Annotated in this window: 18 protein-coding genes and 2 pseudogenes; 5 read left to right on the forward strand and 15 right to left on the reverse strand. The window is 68.6% G+C overall.

Annotated features, from left to right (window positions below):
- Positions 1-8: 8 nt before the first annotated feature.
- On the forward strand, positions 9-1,997 hold the full coding sequence (locus tag CFB49_RS34825) for a DUF4034 domain-containing protein (protein WP_249190430.1): 1,989 nt from the start codon (positions 9-11) through the stop codon (positions 1,995-1,997).
- Positions 1,998-2,052: 55 nt separating this feature from the next.
- Here CFB49_RS34825 and CFB49_RS34830 read toward each other — a convergent pair whose 3' ends face one another.
- The gene (locus tag CFB49_RS34830; protein ID WP_089493653.1) at positions 2,053-2,865 is read right to left on the reverse strand and encodes an alpha/beta fold hydrolase; all 813 of its coding nucleotides are present in this window, start codon (positions 2,863-2,865) and stop codon (positions 2,053-2,055) included.
- Positions 2,866-2,935: 70 nt separating this feature from the next.
- Positions 2,936-3,373 (reverse strand): hypothetical protein, encoded by a 438-nt coding sequence (locus tag CFB49_RS34835; RefSeq protein WP_089493758.1) that lies wholly within the window; start codon positions 3,371-3,373, stop codon positions 2,936-2,938.
- A gap of 406 nt (positions 3,374-3,779) precedes the next feature.
- Between CFB49_RS34835 and CFB49_RS37050 the strand changes: the two genes are divergently transcribed.
- Entirely contained in the window at positions 3,780-3,914 is a 135-nt protein-coding gene (locus tag CFB49_RS37050) for a hypothetical protein (protein ID WP_006405345.1), read from the forward strand.
- A 167-nt stretch (positions 3,915-4,081) separates the two neighbouring features.
- On the opposite strand, the gene CFB49_RS34845 is transcribed toward CFB49_RS37050, so the two are convergent.
- From CFB49_RS34845 to CFB49_RS34880, 8 genes are all read right to left on the reverse strand, one after another.
- A complete protein-coding gene (locus CFB49_RS34845; protein WP_089493654.1) occupies positions 4,082-5,269 on the reverse strand; it encodes a YncE family protein in 1,188 nt (395 codons plus the stop codon).
- Positions 5,270-5,395: 126 nt separating this feature from the next.
- Positions 5,396-6,898, reverse strand: a complete 1,503-nt coding sequence (locus CFB49_RS34850) for a M81 family metallopeptidase (RefSeq protein ID WP_089493655.1) — start codon at positions 6,896-6,898, stop codon at positions 5,396-5,398.
- Positions 6,895-8,184, reverse strand: coding sequence for a Zn-dependent hydrolase (locus tag CFB49_RS34855; RefSeq protein WP_089493759.1), 1,290 nt, complete (start codon positions 8,182-8,184; stop codon positions 6,895-6,897). Before CFB49_RS34855 ends, CFB49_RS34850 begins: the two co-directional genes overlap by 4 nt.
- Before the next feature lie 32 nt (positions 8,185-8,216).
- Positions 8,217-8,918, reverse strand: a complete 702-nt coding sequence (locus CFB49_RS34860; protein WP_050013633.1) for an ABC transporter ATP-binding protein — start codon at positions 8,916-8,918, stop codon at positions 8,217-8,219.
- Positions 8,915-9,682 (reverse strand): ABC transporter ATP-binding protein, encoded by a 768-nt coding sequence (locus tag CFB49_RS34865; RefSeq protein WP_069619782.1) that lies wholly within the window; start codon positions 9,680-9,682, stop codon positions 8,915-8,917. The genes CFB49_RS34860 and CFB49_RS34865 overlap by 4 nt, the downstream gene beginning before the upstream one ends.
- Entirely contained in the window at positions 9,679-10,722 is a 1,044-nt protein-coding gene (locus tag CFB49_RS34870) for a branched-chain amino acid ABC transporter permease (protein ID WP_089438072.1), read from the reverse strand. The genes CFB49_RS34865 and CFB49_RS34870 overlap by 4 nt, the downstream gene beginning before the upstream one ends.
- Complete coding sequence (locus CFB49_RS34875; RefSeq protein ID WP_050013636.1) at positions 10,719-11,579, reverse strand: branched-chain amino acid ABC transporter permease; 861 nt, start codon at positions 11,577-11,579, stop codon at positions 10,719-10,721. Before CFB49_RS34875 ends, CFB49_RS34870 begins: the two co-directional genes overlap by 4 nt.
- A 70-nt stretch (positions 11,580-11,649) precedes the next feature.
- Positions 11,650-12,858 carry an ABC transporter substrate-binding protein gene (locus CFB49_RS34880; protein ID WP_069619780.1) on the reverse strand — a complete coding sequence of 403 codons (1,209 nt, stop codon included), beginning with the start codon at positions 12,856-12,858 and terminating at the stop codon, positions 11,650-11,652.
- Between the two features lie 229 nt (positions 12,859-13,087).
- Here CFB49_RS34880 and CFB49_RS34885 point away from each other — a divergent pair, with 229 nt between their 5' ends.
- On the forward strand, positions 13,088-13,945 hold the full coding sequence (locus CFB49_RS34885; protein WP_089438074.1) for a FadR/GntR family transcriptional regulator: 858 nt from the start codon (positions 13,088-13,090) through the stop codon (positions 13,943-13,945).
- 25 nt (positions 13,946-13,970) lie between these two features.
- Positions 13,971-14,147: pseudogene (locus CFB49_RS37055) on the forward strand (AraC family transcriptional regulator); the annotation flags it as partial.
- Between the two features lie 160 nt (positions 14,148-14,307).
- Here the strand turns inward: CFB49_RS37055 and CFB49_RS34895 are convergent.
- On the reverse strand, positions 14,308-14,682 hold the full coding sequence (locus tag CFB49_RS34895) for a sugar ABC transporter ATPase (protein WP_089493657.1): 375 nt from the start codon (positions 14,680-14,682) through the stop codon (positions 14,308-14,310).
- A 285-nt stretch (positions 14,683-14,967) separates the two neighbouring features.
- Between CFB49_RS34895 and CFB49_RS34900 the strand changes: the two genes are divergently transcribed.
- Positions 14,968-15,957 (forward strand): bifunctional helix-turn-helix transcriptional regulator/GNAT family N-acetyltransferase, encoded by a 990-nt coding sequence (locus CFB49_RS34900; RefSeq protein WP_089493658.1) that lies wholly within the window; start codon positions 14,968-14,970, stop codon positions 15,955-15,957.
- On the opposite strand, the pseudogene CFB49_RS37215 reads toward CFB49_RS34900, so the two are convergent.
- The 4 genes and pseudogenes from CFB49_RS37215 to hutC form a co-directional block, all read right to left on the reverse strand.
- Positions 15,933-16,056: pseudogene (locus CFB49_RS37215) on the reverse strand (MFS transporter); the annotation flags it as partial. The gene CFB49_RS34900 and the pseudogene CFB49_RS37215 overlap by 25 nt on opposite strands.
- Positions 16,057-16,335: 279 nt before the next feature.
- Complete coding sequence (locus CFB49_RS34905; protein WP_069619754.1) at positions 16,336-16,665, reverse strand: H-NS histone family protein; 330 nt, start codon at positions 16,663-16,665, stop codon at positions 16,336-16,338.
- A gap of 324 nt (positions 16,666-16,989) precedes the next feature.
- The gene (locus tag CFB49_RS34915; protein WP_089493659.1) at positions 16,990-18,339 is read right to left on the reverse strand and encodes a reverse transcriptase family protein; all 1,350 of its coding nucleotides are present in this window, start codon (positions 18,337-18,339) and stop codon (positions 16,990-16,992) included.
- 328 nt (positions 18,340-18,667) lie between these two features.
- Complete coding sequence (hutC, locus tag CFB49_RS34920) at positions 18,668-19,423, reverse strand: histidine utilization repressor (protein ID WP_089493660.1); 756 nt, start codon at positions 19,421-19,423, stop codon at positions 18,668-18,670.
- Positions 19,424-19,440 lie beyond the last annotated feature (17 nt).

Below are 19,440 nucleotides of genomic sequence, written 5' to 3' on the forward strand. Positions count from 1 at the left end.
ATACCGACATGTCCTCCGCCTCCGCCGACCTGATTCCGCCCGCGACATCCCGCTGGTTCGTCTGCGATGTCGACGCGCTGCTGCGCGCCGGCGACTATGCCGCACTCGACGCGCAACTCGATGCCGCGCTCGCCGCCAGCTTCGCCGATCGCACCGCCGAGGGGCGGTACGTCGACGCGCTGCCGGCCGACGTGCAGCCGTGCATCGATGCCGGCGCCGACGGACTCGCGCGCCTGCGCGCATGGCAGGCCGCGAACCCGCGTTCCGCGCACGCGTGGCTGTGCGAAGCGCATTACTGGCACCACTGGGCCTACGAGTACCGCGGCAGCGGCTGGGCCGAGACGGTGACCGAAGCCGGCTGGATCGGCGCGCATGCGTGCGCGACGCTGACGCTCGTCGCGGCGCTGCGCGCGCTGGCGCTCGCGCCGACGTTGTGGAGCGCGCCGATGGTGATCTTCACGAGCGTGTCGTCGTTCGGCGAACCCGAGTGGCTCGCGCAGCTCGTGCGCGAGCGTCGCTGGCCCGTCACCGAACTGCGCCTGAACGCCGGCGCCGACGACGAAGCCACGCGCGCCGAGCTGCAGCACATGTTCGCGCGTTCGGGGCTGAACCCCGACGTGCCGGTCGCCTGCCCGCCGGAATTTCCGGACGCGCTGCCCGGCCCGGTCCAGGGCAGGAAGCTGCGCAAGGAAAAGTGGTACTGGATGGAAGCGACGCTGCACATCCACCCGAAGCTGTTCTTCCCGATGCGCACGTTCATCTGGTACATGCAGCCGCGCTGGGGCGGCTCGCACGATCACATCCGCGCGTTCGTCGCGTCCGACGCGTGCGCGCACCTCGATGCGGTCGAGAAGGACCGGCTGCTGCACGAGATCTGGCGCGACGACTACGCCGGCAGCACGCTCGATGCGGATGACGACGACGACGATGCGCGCCACGCGATGACCGCAACGCTCGTGCGTGCGCACGCCGCGCTGCATCCGTATCACCGTTGGGAAACGCTGCATTGGCTCGCCTACAGCCATTTCAAGCGCAACGAGTATGAACAGGCCTACGCGCGGCTGCAGGAAGCCGAACGCAACGAGCCGATCGACGACAACCGCGCGATGGCGATGGGTTTGCGGCTCGCACTCGCCCTCGATCCGGATGGCGCCTGGCTGACCCGCGCGATCGAACGCGCATCGGACGCACGCGCGTGCACGGCGGCGATGATCCTGCGCGGCTACGGACATCGTACCGGCACGTTCGGTTTCGCCCAGGACGACGCGCTCGGAGACGCATGGCTCGAAGCGGCACGCGTGAACGAGCCGGGCTCGCTCGCCTGGAACCAGATCGCCACCGCCCTCGAGTATGAAAACCGGCGCCCCGCCGATGCGCTCGCCATCTGCCGGCTCGGCTACGAGGCGGGCGGCGATTCGTGCGACTACCTGCTCGGGTGCTTCTACAAGGACGGCACGCATGTCGAGGCCGACCCGTACCGCGCCGCCCACTACTTCCGCGAGTCGATGGAAGCCGGCGGCAACATGGCCGCGTATCGGCTCGGCTACACGTACCATCACATCGGACAGACCAGCACGGACCGGGCCGAACGCGCGCGCATGCAGGTCGAAGCCGTCGAGGCCGCGCGCAAGGCGCACGAGATGGGGCATACCGACGGCCTCGAGTGCATGCTGATGTTCATCGGCGACATCGACGACTATCCGTCGCGCCATCGCTACGTCGACGAACTGCGCCGGCATGCCGAAGGCGGCCACCCGGCCGCAATGGCCGCGCTGTCGTTCTTCCTTGCCGACGTCAACGACAAGTCGCTGTACGACTATCGCGACAGCGTGCGCTGGATCATGGGGGCGCAGGCCATCGCGCCGGACGACGAGTACGTGCGCACCATCACGCGGGTCAGCCACGAGGACGGCATGCTCGGGAAGCTGCGCTACAAGCTGCAGCGCAAGCAGATCAAGGCGCACGAGATTCCCGGCGCCGACAACGCGATGGTCTGAACGCGGGCCGCCGCACGCGCCCGCTCACCCGCGAGCCGCGCGCCCTGCCCGTGGATCATTCCGGCAGCCGGTCGAGAAACGCCAGCATCGCCGCGTTGAACCGCGCGGGCCGCTGCAGCGGCGCGAAATGGCTCACGCCGGGCAGCATCGTCAGCGTCGCGCCCGGGATCGTCCGCGCAAGGTACGCCGCATGCTCGGGCCGGATGAATTCGTCGTGCTCGCCCTGCACGATCGCAACCGGCACGGCGATCGCCGCGAGATCCCGCGCGGTGTAATTCGGTTGCGTGCGCATCATTTCGCTGACGGCCGCGACGAACGCGTCGAACTGCTCCGGTGTCGCGGACAGTCGCGCATAGTCCTTGCGGTGCCGCGCGAAACAGCGGTCGATCAGCGGGCTCGGCGCCATCTCCTTCGTGCCGCCCGGGTCCATGTTGCAGGCGAAGAAGAACACGCCGGCCGCGCGTTCCGGTGCGCGGGCGGCCAGCACGAGCGCGATGCATGCGCCGTCGCTCCAGCCGACGAAGCGTGCACGGTCGACGTGCAGCGTGTCGAGGACGGCTAGCACGTCCGATGCCATGCGTTCGTACGAATAGGGGCGGTCGTCGCGCGTGCTGCGGCCGTGCCCGCGGCTGTCGATCACGATCGCGCGGTAGCCGGCCGCGCGCAGCGCCGGTACCTGGTTGCCCCAGTTGCCGCCGTGGCCCAGGCCGCCGTGCAACAGCACGACCGCCGGCCCCTGGCCGAACGACGCGTGCCAGATGCGCGCGCCGTCATGGTCGAGCCATCCTTCGGCGTCGGCTGCCGGCAGCGGCGTGCCGCCGTGCGCGTCGAAGCGAACGAGTTCGTCGTCGTCGAGTTCCGCATTCATCGTTCAGCCGTCCTTGAGAGGGAGACGAGCGTGCGATTGTAATGCGTGCGGCCGACGCTGCCGTGGCCGCTCAGGCCTGCGTCGACACCAGCCCGCCCGACTGCGAGCCTCCGGATTTCTCGAGCGCCGCGGCGAGTTGCGAGATCGCCGTGGCAAGCGCGGCCGAAATCGCGCCGGCTTCCGCGCTCAGCGACTGCTGCTCGATGGCTGCGGCCGGGTCGTCCTTCGCGCGCTGGGCCGCGGTGGCCATCTGCCGCTCCAGGGTCGCGAGCTGCTTCTGCAGCCGCTCGATCAGCGCCTTCAACTGGGCGACCGCCGGGTCTTCCTGCGATGCGGCCGCAGCGCCCGCTGCGCCGGTGGCGCCGGTCGAATCCTTCGTGCCGGTGGCGCCGGTCGTGCTCGCGGCATCCGCCGCGCCGCTGGTGGATGACGTCGCGGCGGGCGGGTTCGCGGTCACGCCGCTGTCCGCGAGCGGCGATCGCGCGGTCGTGGAGAAATCGATCTGCATCGTGTCGGTTCGTGTGTCGGTAAACGAAGTGACGGGGGCGGAAATCGCCTTCCAGTTCATTTACGGCATTCATCACACGAAACTTGAATATCGGGGTCGGGTGAATTGCCGCACGATGACCGACATTGATCGCGAAAGGGCCAGATTGGCGGCATGGCGGCGCTGGTAAAATCGCCGCTTCGCCGGCGGTATGCGCACGTCGGACGCCTCCTTCAGGCCCGATCGCGCGATGCCGCCGGCCCCGGCTCCGGACTGTCGAGGCACGGCATGCAACGTATGCCGACGACGCCCTCGCGGCTTCCCGAGTCGCCTTTTCCGTCCGCCTGCATGCGTACCCCGCTCACCGCCCGAGCGGCGTACGCCGTGCGGCACGCATTCACTTCATCACGCATTCGAGGAACACACGATGGCCCGCATCGGCGCCTTCTGCATCACGACGTGGCTCGCCGCCGCGATTCTCTACTTCGGCCAGCACTCCGTCGCGATGATCGCGCTCAGCGGTGTCGTGGTTTTCGGCGGGTTCGATCTGCTGCGTCCGTAACGGCGGTCGTGCGGCCCGGTGCGGCCGTACCACGCGCTTCTTTTCGCACGCATCCTCGTGTACGCGCCGCCGGTTCGCCCGCGCCTTCATCCGTTGAAGGGGTGCGTGCCGCTCACGGCCGAACGGCCCGCATACGCTCCGTCGCCACACGCCGTGAACAAAGCCCGTCAGCGCGGCAACGTCCTCAACGAAGACGGCCCGCCCGTCAGCGCGATCCGCTTGCCCGTGTCGCGCAGCTTGCCGCCCTCGACCGCATACAGCGCAAGCTGCCGTTCGACGTTGAACTGCACGATCACGTGCCGGCTGTCGGCGGTAAACACGATGCCCTGCGCGGCTTCGCCGCCCGGCACCTCGTTCACCTTCACGGCCTGCCCGTCGCGGATCTCGAACAGCAGCACCTTGCCGAGCTTGTGGCGGCCCGGGTTGTCGGCCGTCAGGTTCGAGCCGTCCATTGCCTGCACGGCGATCCACTTCCCGTTCGGCGAAATCGCGACGCCTTCCGGCAGCGACGGCACCGTCAGATACTGGACCGTGCGGAACGGCACGCGCGACACGTCGATCAGCGCGACCGAATCGGCGTCGCCCGCGAGCGTGCCGGTATAGCCCGGCAGTCCGGCGAGCCCGACGTTGCTGACGACGGCCCAGCGGTTGTCGCTCGACACGTCGATCGTGTAAGGCGCGACGCCCGTGCTCAACCGCGTGCCGCTGTCGGTCACCTTGCCGTCGTCGACGTTCAGTACCGCGATGCCCTGCTCGTCGCGCAGCGACACGAGCGCATGCTTGCCGTCGTGCGTGAAGCTGATCCCGGCCAGCCGCTTCTTGCCGATTTTCAGGTTGCCGTCGAGCGTCACCCGCGCGCCGTCGATGCGCAGGATCGACACGCTGCCGTCGACATTGGCGACGAGCGCGAGCCGGCCCGAGCGATCGATCGCGATCCCTTGCGGATGCGTGCCGAGCTCGATGCGCGTGATCGCGGGCGGCGCGCTGTCGAGATTCACGACCTGCAGGAACGTGTCGAACACGAGTTGCTTCGCGGCCGTGTCGTAGCGCGTCGGCGCGCCGACCAGCGCGAGCTTCGCGTCCGGCGTGATCGCGACGGCCTGCGGCGGCCCCTGGATGCCGTTCTCGACGTCGACCTGCACCGCGACCTTCGGCGGGAATGTACTGGCATCGAGCAGCGTCAGCGTGTCGGCGGGCGGAGAAGGCAGATAGGTGTCGCGGCCCTCGACGCGCTGGTACTTGCCGTCGTTGCCGGACACGATCCAGTCGGCGGCATGCACGGCAACGGTCGTCGTGGCGAGAGTCAGCGCGGCGAGCAGGCGCGCGCTGCGCAGGCGGAAAGGATTCGAATGCATGGCGGTCGGTTCTCCGGATCGGTTGCGGACGCAATGGATTGCCGACCCTGCTGCCCGACGGGCCGGCGCCATCGCATGATGCCCGAAAGCGCACGCGCCCGGTGCGTCGTACCCGGTTCGGTTCCGTCAATCCGTGCGTCGCGTGCCCGACGACCAATCGACGATGTCGTCGAGCGGATACACCGGCCGCGCGAGCCGCTCGTAGCGGAACAACCCGTAGTCCGAACCGGTCACGCCGCGGCTGTCGCATTCGACCAGCGCGGACGAAATCGGCACGAACACCGGCCGGCAATACATCCGCGACTTCAGCAACAGGAAGCGCGCGCGGCGCGGATCGACGCCGACGCTCTCGAACACGCCGAGATCCCACGGCTCCTGCGTGCGCTCGGTGACGACGAGCGTGGCCGTGCCGATATCGAGCACGGCTGTGCGGCCCATGTACGCACGCTGCCCGGTGTACGTCGGGCCGGTAATCACGTATTCCCCGTCGGTGATCGCGCGCACGATGCCCGTCGCGCGAAACGGTTCGCGCCGCACGCCGCCGTGCGACGGCAGCCGGTTGCCGACCGGCACCGTGACGGTTGCGCCGACGCCCGCGTCGATCAGCGCCGCGACGGCTTCGGGGTCGCACAACGGCCCGCTGACGATCCCGTCGAGCCCGTGCGCGAGCGCGGCTTCCAGCAGGTCCATCGTGTCGCACGGGCCGCCCGACATGCAGTTGTCGCCGTGATCGAGCATCAGCACCGGGCGTTCCGCGCCGCGGGCGAGCGCCGCGGCCTGCGCGACCGATTCGGCGAGCGGCGCGCTGCGATAGACGAATGCGTCGCGCGCGTCCCAGATCTGCCGTGCGATGCGCTCGGCCACCGCGTCGGCCGCCGGACGGTCGCCGTCGGCCACCACGACCACGCTGATGCACGGCGCGGGAATATCCGCGAGCGAGAAGCCGGGCAGGATCGACACCGCGAGCATGCCGTCCGCCTCGGCCGCGCGCGCGGCCTCCACCGCGCGCCGCATCGCGCCGTCGGCGCTCGCGCTGCGCAGCGTCGACGTCATCAGCGGCGGCTGCCGCCATGCGAGCACGGGCCGCGCGCGGCCATGAAGCCGGTCGAGCAGCAGCCGTGCCGCATGCTCGCCGGTCTCAACCATGTCGACGTGCGGATAGGTCTTGAAACTGACGATCACGTCCGCGTGATCGATCATCTTCTGCGTGACGTTCGCGTGCAGGTCGAGCGCGACTGCGATCGGCGCATCGGGCAGCGCCGCGCGCACGCGCGCGAGCAGGTCGCCCTCGCCGTCCGCGCTCTGCTCGGCGACCATCGCGCCGTGCAGGTCCAGCATCACCGCGTCGCAACCGGGTGCGGCCGCAACGATCGCATCGCAGATCGCCGCGTACGCATCGGCCGCAACCGGCCCGCTCGGGTTCGCGGCCGCCGACACGGGCGTCACGATGTCCGCGCCTTCGCGCTCGGCTGCATCGATGAACGCGGCCATCGCGGTGCGCATCCCGCGATTCGCGCGATATGCGTCGTCGCCCCAGTCGGGGCCGCTTCGGCCGAATGCGGCAAGCGGCGTCGGCACCGGCGAGAACGTGTTGGTCTCGTGGTTCATCCGGGCGATCAGGATCTTCATCGCGCATGGCCCTCCGCGATCCCGGCCGCGCCCAGCATCGCGTGCAGCAGCACGTTGCAGCCGGCTTCCAGATGTGCCGGATCGGCGTCCTCGATCTCGTTGTGGCTGATCCCGTCCTTGCACGGCACGAAGATCATCGCGGTCGGCGCCACGCGCGCGAGATACACCGCGTCGTGGCCCGCACCGCTGATCACGTTCATCGACGACAGTCCGAGTGCATTCGCGCCCGCGCGAACCTGCTCGACCAGTGCCGGATCGAACGGCTGCGGCGGAAAGTACACGACCGGCTCGATGTCGATCCGCATCCCGGCCGTCGCGCCCAGATCCGCGCATGCCGCACGCAGCGCCGCATCCATCGCCGCGAGCGTCGCGTCGTCGGCCGCGCGCAGGTCGACGGTCAGCGTCACGCGGCCGGGAATCACGTTGCGCGAATTCGGGTGCACGTCGACCCAGCCGACCGTGCCGCGTCCGTGCGGCGGATGCGCGCGCGCGATGCCGTTCACCGCACGCACGAGATCGGCCGCGACCAGCAGCGCGTCGCGCCGCAGCGCCATCGGCGTCGGGCCCGCATGCGCCTCCATCCCGTGGACGGTCACGTCGTACCAGCGCTGTCCGAGCGCGCCCTCGACCACGCCGATCGTCGTGTCGTGCGCCTCCAGCACCGGACCCTGCTCGATATGCGCTTCGAAATACGCGCCGACCGGGTGCGCGCCGTTCCCCTCGTCCGCACTGCCCGCGTAGCCGATCGCGGCCAGCGCGTCGCGCACCGACACGCCGTCGCGATCGCATTGCGCGAGCGCATGGTCGAGCGTGAACGCGCCCGCGAACACGCCGGAACCCATCATCACCGGGACGAAGCGCGACCCTTCCTCGTTGGTCCAGACCGCCACCTCGAGCGGTGCGCGCGTGCGCACCCCGGCGTCATCGAGCGTGCGCAGCACCTCGAGGCCGGCCAGCACGCCGTAGTTGCCGTCGAACTTGCCGCCCGTCGGTTGCGTGTCGATATGGCTGCCCGTCGCCACCGGCGGCAGGTCGTCCCGTTCGCCCGCGCGCCGCGCAAAGATATTGCCGATCGCGTCGACGCGCACCGTGCAACCGATTTCCCGCGCCCACGCGACGAACAGGTCGCGCGCGTCGCGATCGAGTTCGGTGAGCGCGAGACGGCACACGCCGCCCTTGTCGGTCGCGCCGATCCGCGCGAGACGCATCAGGCTGTCCCACAGCCGCGCGCCGTCGACGCGCAAGCCGGACGCCGCGACGCCCGGAGTCGAATCCTGTACTTGCATCGTTGCCATTCCTCGCATTGAAAAGGCACGGCTCATGCGACGCCGACGCCCAGGTAGCGGTCCTTCACGTCGTGATCGGCGGCGAACGCCGCGTTGCTGCCTTCGTAGACGATCACGCCCTGTTCGATCACGAAGTGGCGGTCCGCGAGCTGCGTGCACACTTCGAGGTTCTGTTCGACGAGCAGGATCGCGACACCGGCCGCCTTGATCCGCTTCAACTGCTCGACGATTTCCTCGACGATCACCGGGGCCAGCCCCTCGACCGGCTCATCCAGCATCAGCAGCCGCGGATGATTCATCAGCGCGCGGCCGATCGCGAGCATCTGCTGCTCGCCGCCCGACAGCTGCGCGCCGCCGTTGCGGCGACGCTCCTTCAGGCGCGGAAAGATCCGATAGATATCGTCGAGCTGCCACGGCGAATCGCGACGCGCGCCGAGCCGCAGGTTCTCCTCGACCGACAGCAGCCGGAAGATCCCGCGATGCTCGGGCACGAAGCACAGGCCGCGCGCGGCGATCCGGTGCGCCGGCTGCCCGGACACCGGTCGGCCCGCGAACGTCACCGTGCCGCCGGTCGGCGCGACGACGCCCGCGATCGTCTTGAGCGTCGTCGATTTACCCGCGCCGTTGCGGCCGAGCAGCGTCACCGTCTCGCCTTCGTTCACGTTCAGCGAAATGCCCTGCAGCACGTGGCTCTTGCCGTAGCAGGCGTGCACCTCCTTCACGTCGAGCATCATGCGCGGCCTCCCGTGATCATGTTGCCGAGATATGCACTGCGCACGCGCGCGTCGCCGCGAATCGCGTCGGGTTTGCCTTCGACCAGCACGCGCCCCTGCTGCATCACCGTGATCGTGTCCGAAATGTCCATCACGATGCCCATGTTGTGTTCGATCAGCACGACGGTGTAGTCGTCGCGCAAGCCGCGGATCAGCGCCTTCATGTCGTCGAGATCGTCGATTCCCATGCCCGACGTCGGCTCGTCGAGAAAGATCGCGCGCGGCCGCGCCGCCAGCGCCATGCCGACCTCGAGCCGGCGCTGCTGGCCATGCGACAGCACGCCGGCCGCGGTATCGGCGAAGCGCTGCAGGCCGAGCCGCTCGAGGACGTCGTCGACGATGCCGTCATGCGCGAGCGCACCGCGCGGCGGCGTCCACGGATTCAACGCCCGCCGCGATTCGACGCCCTGCGCGGCGACGCGCAGGTTCTCGCGCACGCTCAGGTTCTGAAACAGGCTCGTGACCTGGAACGAGCGTGCGATGCCGCGTCGCACGCGCTTGTGATCGGGTTCGTGCGACACGTCGTGACCGTCGAACAGGATCGAACCCGACGTGATCGGCAGCGTGCCGGTCAGCGTATGGAACAGCGTCGTCTTGCCCGCGCCGTTCGGGCCGATCACCGAATGCACGGTGCGCGGCATGATGCGCAGATCGACGCCGCCCAGCGCGGTGAACTTGCCGTAGCGCTTGACGATGCCGCGCGCTTCGAGAATCGCTTCGCTCATTGCCGCTCCTTGACCGTGGCCGCCGCGCGATCGCTACGCCGCAGCGACGCCACGATGCGTTCGCCCAGCCCCCACAATCCGCGCTGCATGAACAGGCTGACCGCGATCAGCACGAGGCCGAGCAGCAGCAGCCAGCGCGGCCACAGCGTCGACAGCCAGTCCGCGAACAGCACGTAGAACGCCGCGCCGAGCACCGACGCGAACAGGTTGCCCGTGCCGCCGATCACCGTCATCACGAGGATCATCTCGCTCGTGTGGTAGTCGATATTCGACAGCGGTGCGATGCCCGTCATCAACGCGTGCAGCGCGCCCGCCAGGCCCGTGACCGCGCCCGAGATCACGAACGCCGCGAGCTTGAAGCGCTTCACGTCGTAGCCGGCCGCGGCCGCGCGCGCCTCGTTGTCGCGAATCGCGAGCAGCGTGCGGCCGAACACCGAGCGCGATACGCGCAGCAGCAGCCAGAACACCGCGACGAACAGCACCGCGACGAAGCCGTAGTAGCGCCACGGCGAATCGAGCGGGACGAGCGGATGCCCGAACGCGGCGAGCGCCGGGCGCGGGATGTCGAGCAGCCCGTTGTCGCCGCCCGTCACGTCCGGCGTCGTATACGCGAGGAAGTAGAACAGTTGCCCGAACGCGAGCGTCAGCATCACGAAATAGGTGCCGCGCTGCCGGATCGAGAACCAGCCGACGAGTGCGGCCGCGACCGCGCCGAGCACCGCGGCCGCGAGCAACGCGGCCGTCACGGACGCGACGCCGCGCGTCAGCACCAGCCCCGCCGCGTAGCTGCCGAGCCCGAAGAAGATGCCCTGCCCGAACGACAACAACCCCGTGTAGCCGAGCAGCAGGTTGCAGCCGAGCGCGGCGAGCGCGAACACCAGCACTTCGGTCGCGAGTGACCCCGAACTCAGCACCAGCGGCAACACGCACGCGGCCACCACCGCGAGCCAGCCTTCCGGCCGTTGCAGCACGCCGCGCCACGGCTGCGGGCGTTGCGACGCTGCCGCGCCCGGCGGCAGCGGTTTCGACGAATCGATCATGCGGCTCTCCCCAGCAAACCGTTCGGACGCAGCAGCAGCACGGCCGCCATCGCGACATAGATCATCAGCCGCGCGCCTTCCGGCCACAGCGTGCTCATCAGGCTCTGAACGATGCCGACCAGCAGCCCGCCGACGAGCGCACCGAGAAAATTCCCCATCCCGCCGACGACGACCACGACGAACGCGACGCCGAGCGCCTCGATGCCCATGAACGGATCGACGCCGCGGATCGGTGCGGCGAGTACGCCGGCCAGCGCGGCCGTCGCCGCGCCGAGCGCGAACACGAGGCTGAACACGCGCGTCACGTTGATGCCGAGCAACGACACCATCTCCGTCGATTCGCTGCCCGCGCGCACCGTACTGCCGAGCCGCGTGCCTTCGAGCACCCACCACAGCAACGCGGCGAGCACGGCCGTGAACGCGATCACGAACAGCCGGTATTTCGGGTAGACGAAGCCGCCCCAGATCACGACGCCGTTCAGTGCGTCGGGCGGCGGCACGTTGTCGCCGAGCGGCCCCCACGCGAGGATCGCGCACTCCTGCAGCACGAGCGCGAGCCCGACCGTCGCGAGGATGTGGAATTCATGCTGCTGCGCGTACACATGGCGCAGCACCAGCTTCTCGACGATCCACGCGAACGCGCCGACGACGAGCGGCACGAGCGCGAGCGCGACCCAGAAATTCGCCGACCATTGCAGCGCCTGGTAGCAGAGATACGCACCGAGCAGGTAGAACGCGCCGTGAGCGAAATTCACGAAGCGCAGCAGGCCGAACACGATCGACAGGCCGACCGCGAGCAGGAAATACAGCATGCCCACGCCGATGCCGTTGACGATCTGCAGCAGATAGACGTTCATGGCTTCCGTGTCGGAAAGGAAGGTAACGGACGCCCGCGGCGCGCGATGCGCCGCGAACGCATGCACGGCGTCACGCGAGCTTGCAGCCCGTCCTGTCGAGCGGCAGGAACGACTGGCCGGAGCTGACGATGTCGGCATAGTCGTCCGCGTTCTTCATCCGGCTCTTCGGCTTGCCCTTCAGCAGGTAGTAGTTCTTCAGCACCTGGTGGTCGCCCTTGCGAATTTCCTCGGGGCCCGTGAGGCCGTCGTACTTCATTCCTTCCATCGCCGCGACGACCTTCTTCGGATCGGCGCTGCCGGCCTTCACCATCGCGTCGACCAGGATCTTCGAGCAGATGTACGAACCCGCGAGGCTGTAGTTCGGGTTCGCCTTGAACGCGGCGTTCGCGCGCTTCACGAGATCGCGGTTCAGCGGCGAATCGATGCCGTGCCAGTACTGCGCGCCGAAATACACGCCGTCGCAGATGTCCGGCCCGAGCGCCTCGAATTGTTCGAGGCCCGATGCCCACGCGAGCAGGATCGTGCAGTTGCGCTTCATCCCGAAGCTGACGGCCTGACGCAGCGTGTCCGACGATTGCGAGCCGAAGTTCAGGATCAGCAGCACGTCCGGCTGCGCGGCCGCCGCGTTCGTCAGGTAGCCGCTGAACTCCTTCTCGGCGAGCGAGTGGTAGCTGTTGCCGACGTGCTCGATGCCCTTCTCCTTGAAGACCGCCTTCGCGGCCGACAGCAGGCCGTCGCCGAACACGTATTGCGGCGTGATCGTGTACCAGCGCTTCGCCTTCGGCAGCATTTGGATCAACGGACGCACCGTCTGCTCGATCGCGCCGAACGTCGGCACCGACCAGCGGAACGTCGCCGCGTTGCAATCCTTGCCGGTGATCTCGTCCGCGCCGGCCGTCGTGATGAACACGCCGTCCGCCTTCTGGACTTCCTTGCCCATCGCCAACGATTCGGATGACAAAATACCGCCCGCGAAGAAACGCACGCCCTTCTGCTGTGCGATTTCCTGCACGCGCCGCACGGCGGTCGCGGGCTTGCCCTCGGTGTCGAGCGCCGTATACGCGAGCGGCGCGCCGAGCACCTTGCCGTATTGCTTGACGACGAGCTGCATGCCGAGATCGGCGTACTTGCCGTTGGCGGCGAACGGGCCGGACATCGGTACCGGGCAGGCAAGCTGGATGGGCGAGCCCTGCGCGAACGCGGCCCGGGACGACATGCTGCCGAGCGCGCCCGGCACGGCCGACAGCGCGGCCAGTTTCAACAGTTCTCGGCGATTCAAGTTGACGCTCCTCATGAGGGGGGACACACGCGATACGACCGACTGCCAAACCGTGCCCACGCCATGCCTGGATGCGCGTCGCCGGTTGATCCTATTTATCATGATAAATAGAATGAACCTGATGCTAGAGTTGATCAAAATTGGTGTCAATCAGGCAAAATTCCGTACCCCGCGCCGGGACGATCGTCGACGATGACGCGGCGCGCGGTCAGACAAAGGAGTCGTGAAGATGGTCATGGACCGAGCCAGGGCGGGCCTCGCGGTCGAAATCAAGCAGCCGAAGCGGGCCGACCTCGTCGCCGAGGAGATCAAGCGGCTGATCACCGAGAAGGACCTGAAGCCGGGTGACCGCCTGCCGCGCGAGGCCGAGCTGCAGCAGCTCTACGCGGTGAGCAAGAGCACGATCCGCGAGGCGCTGAAATCGCTCGAGGTGCAGGGGCTCATCAAGGTCACGACGGGGCCGTCGGGCGGCGGGATGGTCGTCGAGGTGCCGCTCGACCGCACGCTTCAGCTCCTGCAGAACTACCTGTTCTTCAAGGACGTGACGATCGACGACATCTATACGGTGCGCAAGCTGCTCGAACCCGAACTGGCCGCCGGCGCCGTGCCGCATCTGACGGAGCGCGACTTCGCGGCGCTGGAAGCAAACATCGCGTGCTGCGACGGCGCGTCGGGCGTGCACGATCGCGGCCACATGCTGCGTCAGCGGCAGGAGGACACGACGTTCCACGACATCCTCGCGGCCGCGAATCCGAATCCGTTCCTGCGCTTCAGCTGCGAACTGATCAACGAGATGATCCGGCAGTTGATCGAGTTCCGGAACGACACGCCGCTCGTCGAGCACAAGCGCTTCGGCGAAGCGAACGTGTCGATCCACAAGGCGATCCTGCACGCCGCGCGCGAGCGCGATGCCGAGCGCGTCCGGGCGCTGATGGTCGAGCACATGACCGAGGCGCCCAAGCACGTGAAGCGGATGAAAGGCAAGCTGCGCGGGCGGTTGATCCTCGATTCCGAGATCCGCAGGCGCGCGGCCGCCGGATCCGTTGCGGCACTCGATGCGGCCGCAACGGATCCGGAAGAACGCTGAGCGACGGCACACATGCGGCGCGGGCGCACTCGCCGATGCGCTGCACCCGACCGAACGCACGCTGCGCAGCCGGCTCGACAAGGACGGCATCACGTTCCCGTCGCCGCTCGACGACGTGCGTCCCGACGAAGCCGTGCGGTTGCTCGACGATCACGCGCTGACGGTCGCCGCGATCGCGGAGCGGCTCGGCTACAGCGAGCCGGGCCACGCTTCCATTCCGCTCGCACCGGGCAATACCAACAAAAACCGCGGCAAAAGTACGGCTCGGCGACGGCCGGTTGACGCTGGTCGAATAGGACGCGCGCCGGCGCGGCGATCCGGACACCCCATGACGCGTGGCGGCGTATCGAAACCGAGACGCGTCAGCGCAGCGGCGTGCGGATTTTTCCGTCGACCTTCAACGTGCGCCGGTCGCGCGCGACTTCGTATTCGACCGTCTGCGCGGGCGTGACCGCGCCATAGGATCGGCCGTTCACATAAACGACGCCATCGCGCAACTCCACCCTGTCGCCGTTGACCGTCGCGGTGGCCCGGTCGCCCTGCAACACCGCGCCCGAACAACCGGCGGTCGAGACGCTGCGGACCGACGTGCCCGGCATCGCGGCGTTCCCGCCCTGGTCCGCCGCATGCGCGGCGCTGCACGGCGGTGCATCCAGCGTGCCGGCCGCGTGGAGCGGCGCCGCCCCGATGCCGCTCCCGGCAAACAACGCGATCGTCATCGGCAGCAGCTTGTTCATCAGGATCTCCGCGGTCCGCAGTCGTCGATCGAGGGTCGATCGGCGCCCTGCTCGCAGATCGGCCTACTCCGCCCAGTATGCGGCCACTTCGCCGCGGGCGGCGATCCGCTTCAATACCCGTCGCGGCCCCGCAGCCCGAGCGTGGTACCAGCGCTGCGCCCGCCGGGCCCCCCGGCAGCACGGAAACGCCCGCCCGAAGCAATCGATCCGATGAAAATCCGCCTTGCGCAAGTTGCGACCCGCAACTATTATCGATTGCGATACGCAACCGTTCGGGAGCAAACCATGGACCTCATCGATGCACCGGCCAAGCCGCGCGACGCGACCATCCTCGAGCTGCGCGACTTCTCGCGCAAACTGGTGCGCGAGCTCGGCTTCATGCGTGCGACGCTGGCCGACAGCGACTGGGCGCCGTCGGCCGTGCACGCGATCCTCGAGATCGGGATGGCGCCCGGCATCAACGCGAAGGATCTCGGCGCCATCCTGCGGCTCGACAAGTCGAACACGAGCCGGCAACTCACGCGGCTCGAAGCGGCCGGTATCGTGGAGCGCCGCGTGTCGAGCGAGGATGCACGGGCGATCGAGCTGTACCTGACCGCCGAAGGCAAAAGGCTCCGCAAACGCATCGACACGTTCGCGACCGACCAGGTGTCGAATGCGCTGCGCCGCATGATGCCGGCCGACCAGCAGGCGCTGCTGCGCTCACTCGCGCTGTATGCCGATGCGCTCGCGCAGGACAACGCGGCCAGGGCGAGCGTCGCGCCCACCGATGCGCCGTCGATTCGCGAGGGCTACCAGCCGGGCTGCATCGGCGACATCGCGAGCCTGCATGCGCGCTTCTATGCGGAACACTGGGGTTTCGGCGCGTTCTTCGAGCAGCGGGTGGCGACCGAACTGGCTGCCTTCGCGGGCGCGCTGCCGGCCGACGGCAAGGCGCTCTGGCTGTGCCAGGAAGACGGGCGCACGCTCGCGTCGCTCGCGATCGACGGCGACCCGGCGACCGGCGTCGCGCACCTGCGCTGGTTCATCGTCAACGATGCGTTGCGCGGCTCGGGCGTCGGGCGACAGTTGATGACGCTCGCGATGCGCTTCGTCGACGAACACCGGTTTCGCGAGACCTACCTGTGGACGTTCAAGGGGCTCGACGCCGCACGCCATCTGTACGAGTCGTTCGGCTTTGCGCTGACGAGCGAAGCCGCGGGCACGCAGTGGGGGACCGAGGTGGTCGAGCAGCGCTTCAGCCGGGCCGGCAGATCGAAGCCGTCCATCGCATAGCCGATCGCCGATCCGGCCAGCGCTTTCCACGCGTACGCCCCGCTCCACGCGCGGGGCCGACGGGCCGCCGAGCGTCGAAGATTTGATGTTTGCCGCCATGGCGTCCTGCCACGAATGTCCGGCGACACGCTAAGGCCGGTGCCCGCGAACGACGGAATCGGACGCGCGTCGGCCCGCGCTGGCCGGACGGCTGACGCGAAACGGCGGGCAATGCGCGGAAACGGAAAAGAGAAAACGTCGATCCGGTGCGGCGGCGAGGCCGGCGATGTCGCGATCAGGCCGGACACCGAATGAAAGACAGCAGGCCGGCGGGGGATTGCCGGCCGGCCCGCCTGCGCGAACCGGCCGGCGCCGGACGGCCTTGCGGCGCGGCGGGCTTCAGCCCTGATCGTCCCCCGGCCACCAGGTCTTGGCCTCGCGGTCGACGGCGAGCGTGTCGAGATCCTTGCCTTCGAGCCATTTCGGCCGCGGGCCGCGCCCCGACCACGAGCGGCCGGTCGACGGATCGTAGTACTTGGCAGGCGCCTTGCGCTTGCGCTGGACGATGTAGCCGAGCGCGCTCAGCACTTCCTGCTGCGAAATTCCCAACAGCTCGACCTGTTCCTTGAACGCCGCGAGCGCGGCTTGCTTCTCCTTCTGCTTCGCCTCTGACAGCTTGATGTTCAGGTCCCGAAGTTGTGCTTCGAGTTCCTGCAGGGCCTGGGTCATGTATTCATCCTCTTTGGGCATGTTTTTGCAAAAAGCTCCGATGGGCGAACCTACCACGAAGTTCCGCCGATAGGGGCTGTCAAATCGGTGAATCGTCCACCTGAGCCGGCATGATTTGCGCGATGCGCACCAAACGACGTCGTGCGTCAGTGGCAGGCAGGACCAGGCCGGCAACGGGCGGCACGCCGCGCACGCATGCACGGGCGAACGGCGGCGGCAAGTGATCCGCCGCACCCGACACGGGCGCGGCATGGCGCGAATGATAGCAGTGCGCGGCGCCGTGTTGCAGAAGTCGCTGACCGGAGTCGATGCGGGCCCGACGGTTCAGCGGTCTTCGCCGCCGGCATCCCATGCGATCCGGTCGAACAGCGCGCGCAGCTTCGCGCCGCGCGCCGCATTCAGCGCCGTCGCGTGCGCGACGCGGCCGGCCAGATGTGCGCGGAAATCCGGATGCGCGTCGCGATTCTGCGACGCCGGGCCAAGCCGGATGCAGTTGGTCAGGATAGCCTTCAGGCGATCGAACGCGTCGCGCGCCAGGTTCGGATGACGGTTGACGACCACACCGGCCAGTTGCTGGCGCGCGCCGCGCCGCATCACACGGGTCTTGCGCAATTGCAGCGCGAAGCCTTCCTCGAGTGCGATCGCAGCGACCCGGATCTGCAGCCGCTCGACGTCGCGCGCGAGCGCGCCGCCGCCGGAAAACGCGAGATCGTCCGCATAGCGCGTGTAGGTCGCATCGAGCGAACGCGCGAGCGCGGCAAGCCGCATGTCGAACCGGAACCCGCACAGGTTCGCGAGCGCCGGCGACGTCGGCGCACCCTGCGGCAGATGCCGTTCGCGATAGCGCTGGCGGCCGATCCAGTCGAACCGGTCGCGCAAGTCCGGCGCGAGCAGCCGTGCCGACGGCACGCGGTTGGTGCACAAGCCGGTGAGCGCACGCGCGACTTCGGCCGGATACCCGAGCGTCGCGAACAGCGCATGGACGCGCGCGGCGCGCACCGACACGAAGAAATCCGTGAGATCGAAACGCACGACGACATCGCGATCCGCGTGCGGCGCCGCGAACGACACGATCCCGTGTCCCTTGCGAAAACCGTGTACCGCGCCGTGCGGCGCAATGCGATCGAGCAGCCCGTGCAGGATGCGGCGCTGCGCCTCGCGCAGCCGCCCCTTCGGAATTTCGACGAGACGGCACCCGCCGCTGCGCTTGTCGACCGGGACGTACGTGTAGTGATGCAGCGGCGTGGCGCTGCCGCGCGCGTCGACGCGCCAGTGATCGGACAGCCAGTCGAGTTCCGGCGGGCTCACGCCGAGCCAGCCGGCGAGATCGCCGGGCGTCGGCCATTGCGGCACGTCGCAACCGGTGAGTGGCGCCGGCGGCGGTCGCTGGACCAGCGGCCGCCGCACGACGCGGACCACCACGGGCCGACGGTCGCCATACCATGCCCGCACGAACGCGGGCGCCTCGGCCAGCACTGCCGCGAGCGCGTCGGTGTCGGTATCGGCCCAGTTCGCGCCGAAGCGGACGAGCGCGGCGTCTGCGCATTCGTGCGTCCACGGCGGTGTGTCGCCGAGCACGGCGGCCATCCGCGCGACGATGCCGTCACGTTCCGGCGAACCGGCAAGCATCGCCTCGGCAATCGTTCGGGTGGTGTCGCGCAGGGATGAGTGCATGGACGAAGATGGGCGGGACGACGAGCCAACGTGGCTGGTACTGCGAGGGGTCATGTTGCGCGACGCGCAACGGCGCCCCTTGCGACGCATCGGCGTATCGATCTGATCCACGGGGTAGCCCCGTAGTTCTGGAACATCGGCTGCCTGTTCCGGGCGTGTGCTTGACCCGCCGCCCCGCGTCGCGACTTTAAGCGGCGACGACGCCAGGTGTCAAATCGAGCCGGGCGATGCGCGATGCGCGGCGGCGTCGCGATGCGGTCGCCCGGTTTCCCGACGCGCCCGGCCGAAACGGCAAACGGCCCGCTCCGCCCGGGCCCACCTTGCTTCCCTACATATTGCCCGCCAGATGAAACCGCGACGCCGGATGCCACAGCCTGACCGACGTGGCGACCTGCTCGCCGACCCACGTCCGGCGTCGCAACAGCAAGCATGGCTCACCGATTTCCATCACGAGATGCCGGCGCACCTGCGCATTGGGCTTCTCCGCGTAGATCTGGAACTCCGCACGCTGGATCGGCGCCAGCCGCACCATGTAATGATTCGGCGTCTCGAGCGTGAAGTCCTGCTCCAGATACGCGGGAAACAAGGCCGGATTGACGTAGCGATCCTCGAACTGGATCGGTTCGTCCTCCTCGTAATGCACGATACGTGAATGAAACACGGGCCCCGCGCGCAGTCCGAGCGCGTCGATCGCATCCGGGTCGACACTGCGCTCGATCATCAACACGCGCGCGCTGTGCCGATGGCCGCGCTCGGCGATCTCGTCCGCGATGTTGCGGATCTCCAGCACCGTCGATTCGTAATGCCGGCGCTCGACGAACGTGCCGGCGCCCTGGATGCGCGTCAGCACGCGCTCGGCCGTCAGTTCGCGCAGCGCGCGCGACACCGTCATCCGGGCCACGCCGAATTCCTTGACCAGCTCCGCCTCGGTCGGGATCGCGGCGCCGGGCTTCCAGTCGCCCTTCGCGATCCGCTCGACGACGTAGCGCTTGATCTGCTGATAGGCCGGCAGCGCCCGTGCCGGTACGGTGTCGACCGATGCCAACGCCCGCCGTGCGGAAAGTCTGCGTTCCGTTTCGCTCATGCGCCCTCGACCGGATG

Source organism: Burkholderia sp. AU17457, assembly GCF_002223255.1.
Classification (GTDB): domain Bacteria; phylum Pseudomonadota; class Gammaproteobacteria; order Burkholderiales; family Burkholderiaceae; genus Burkholderia; species Burkholderia sola.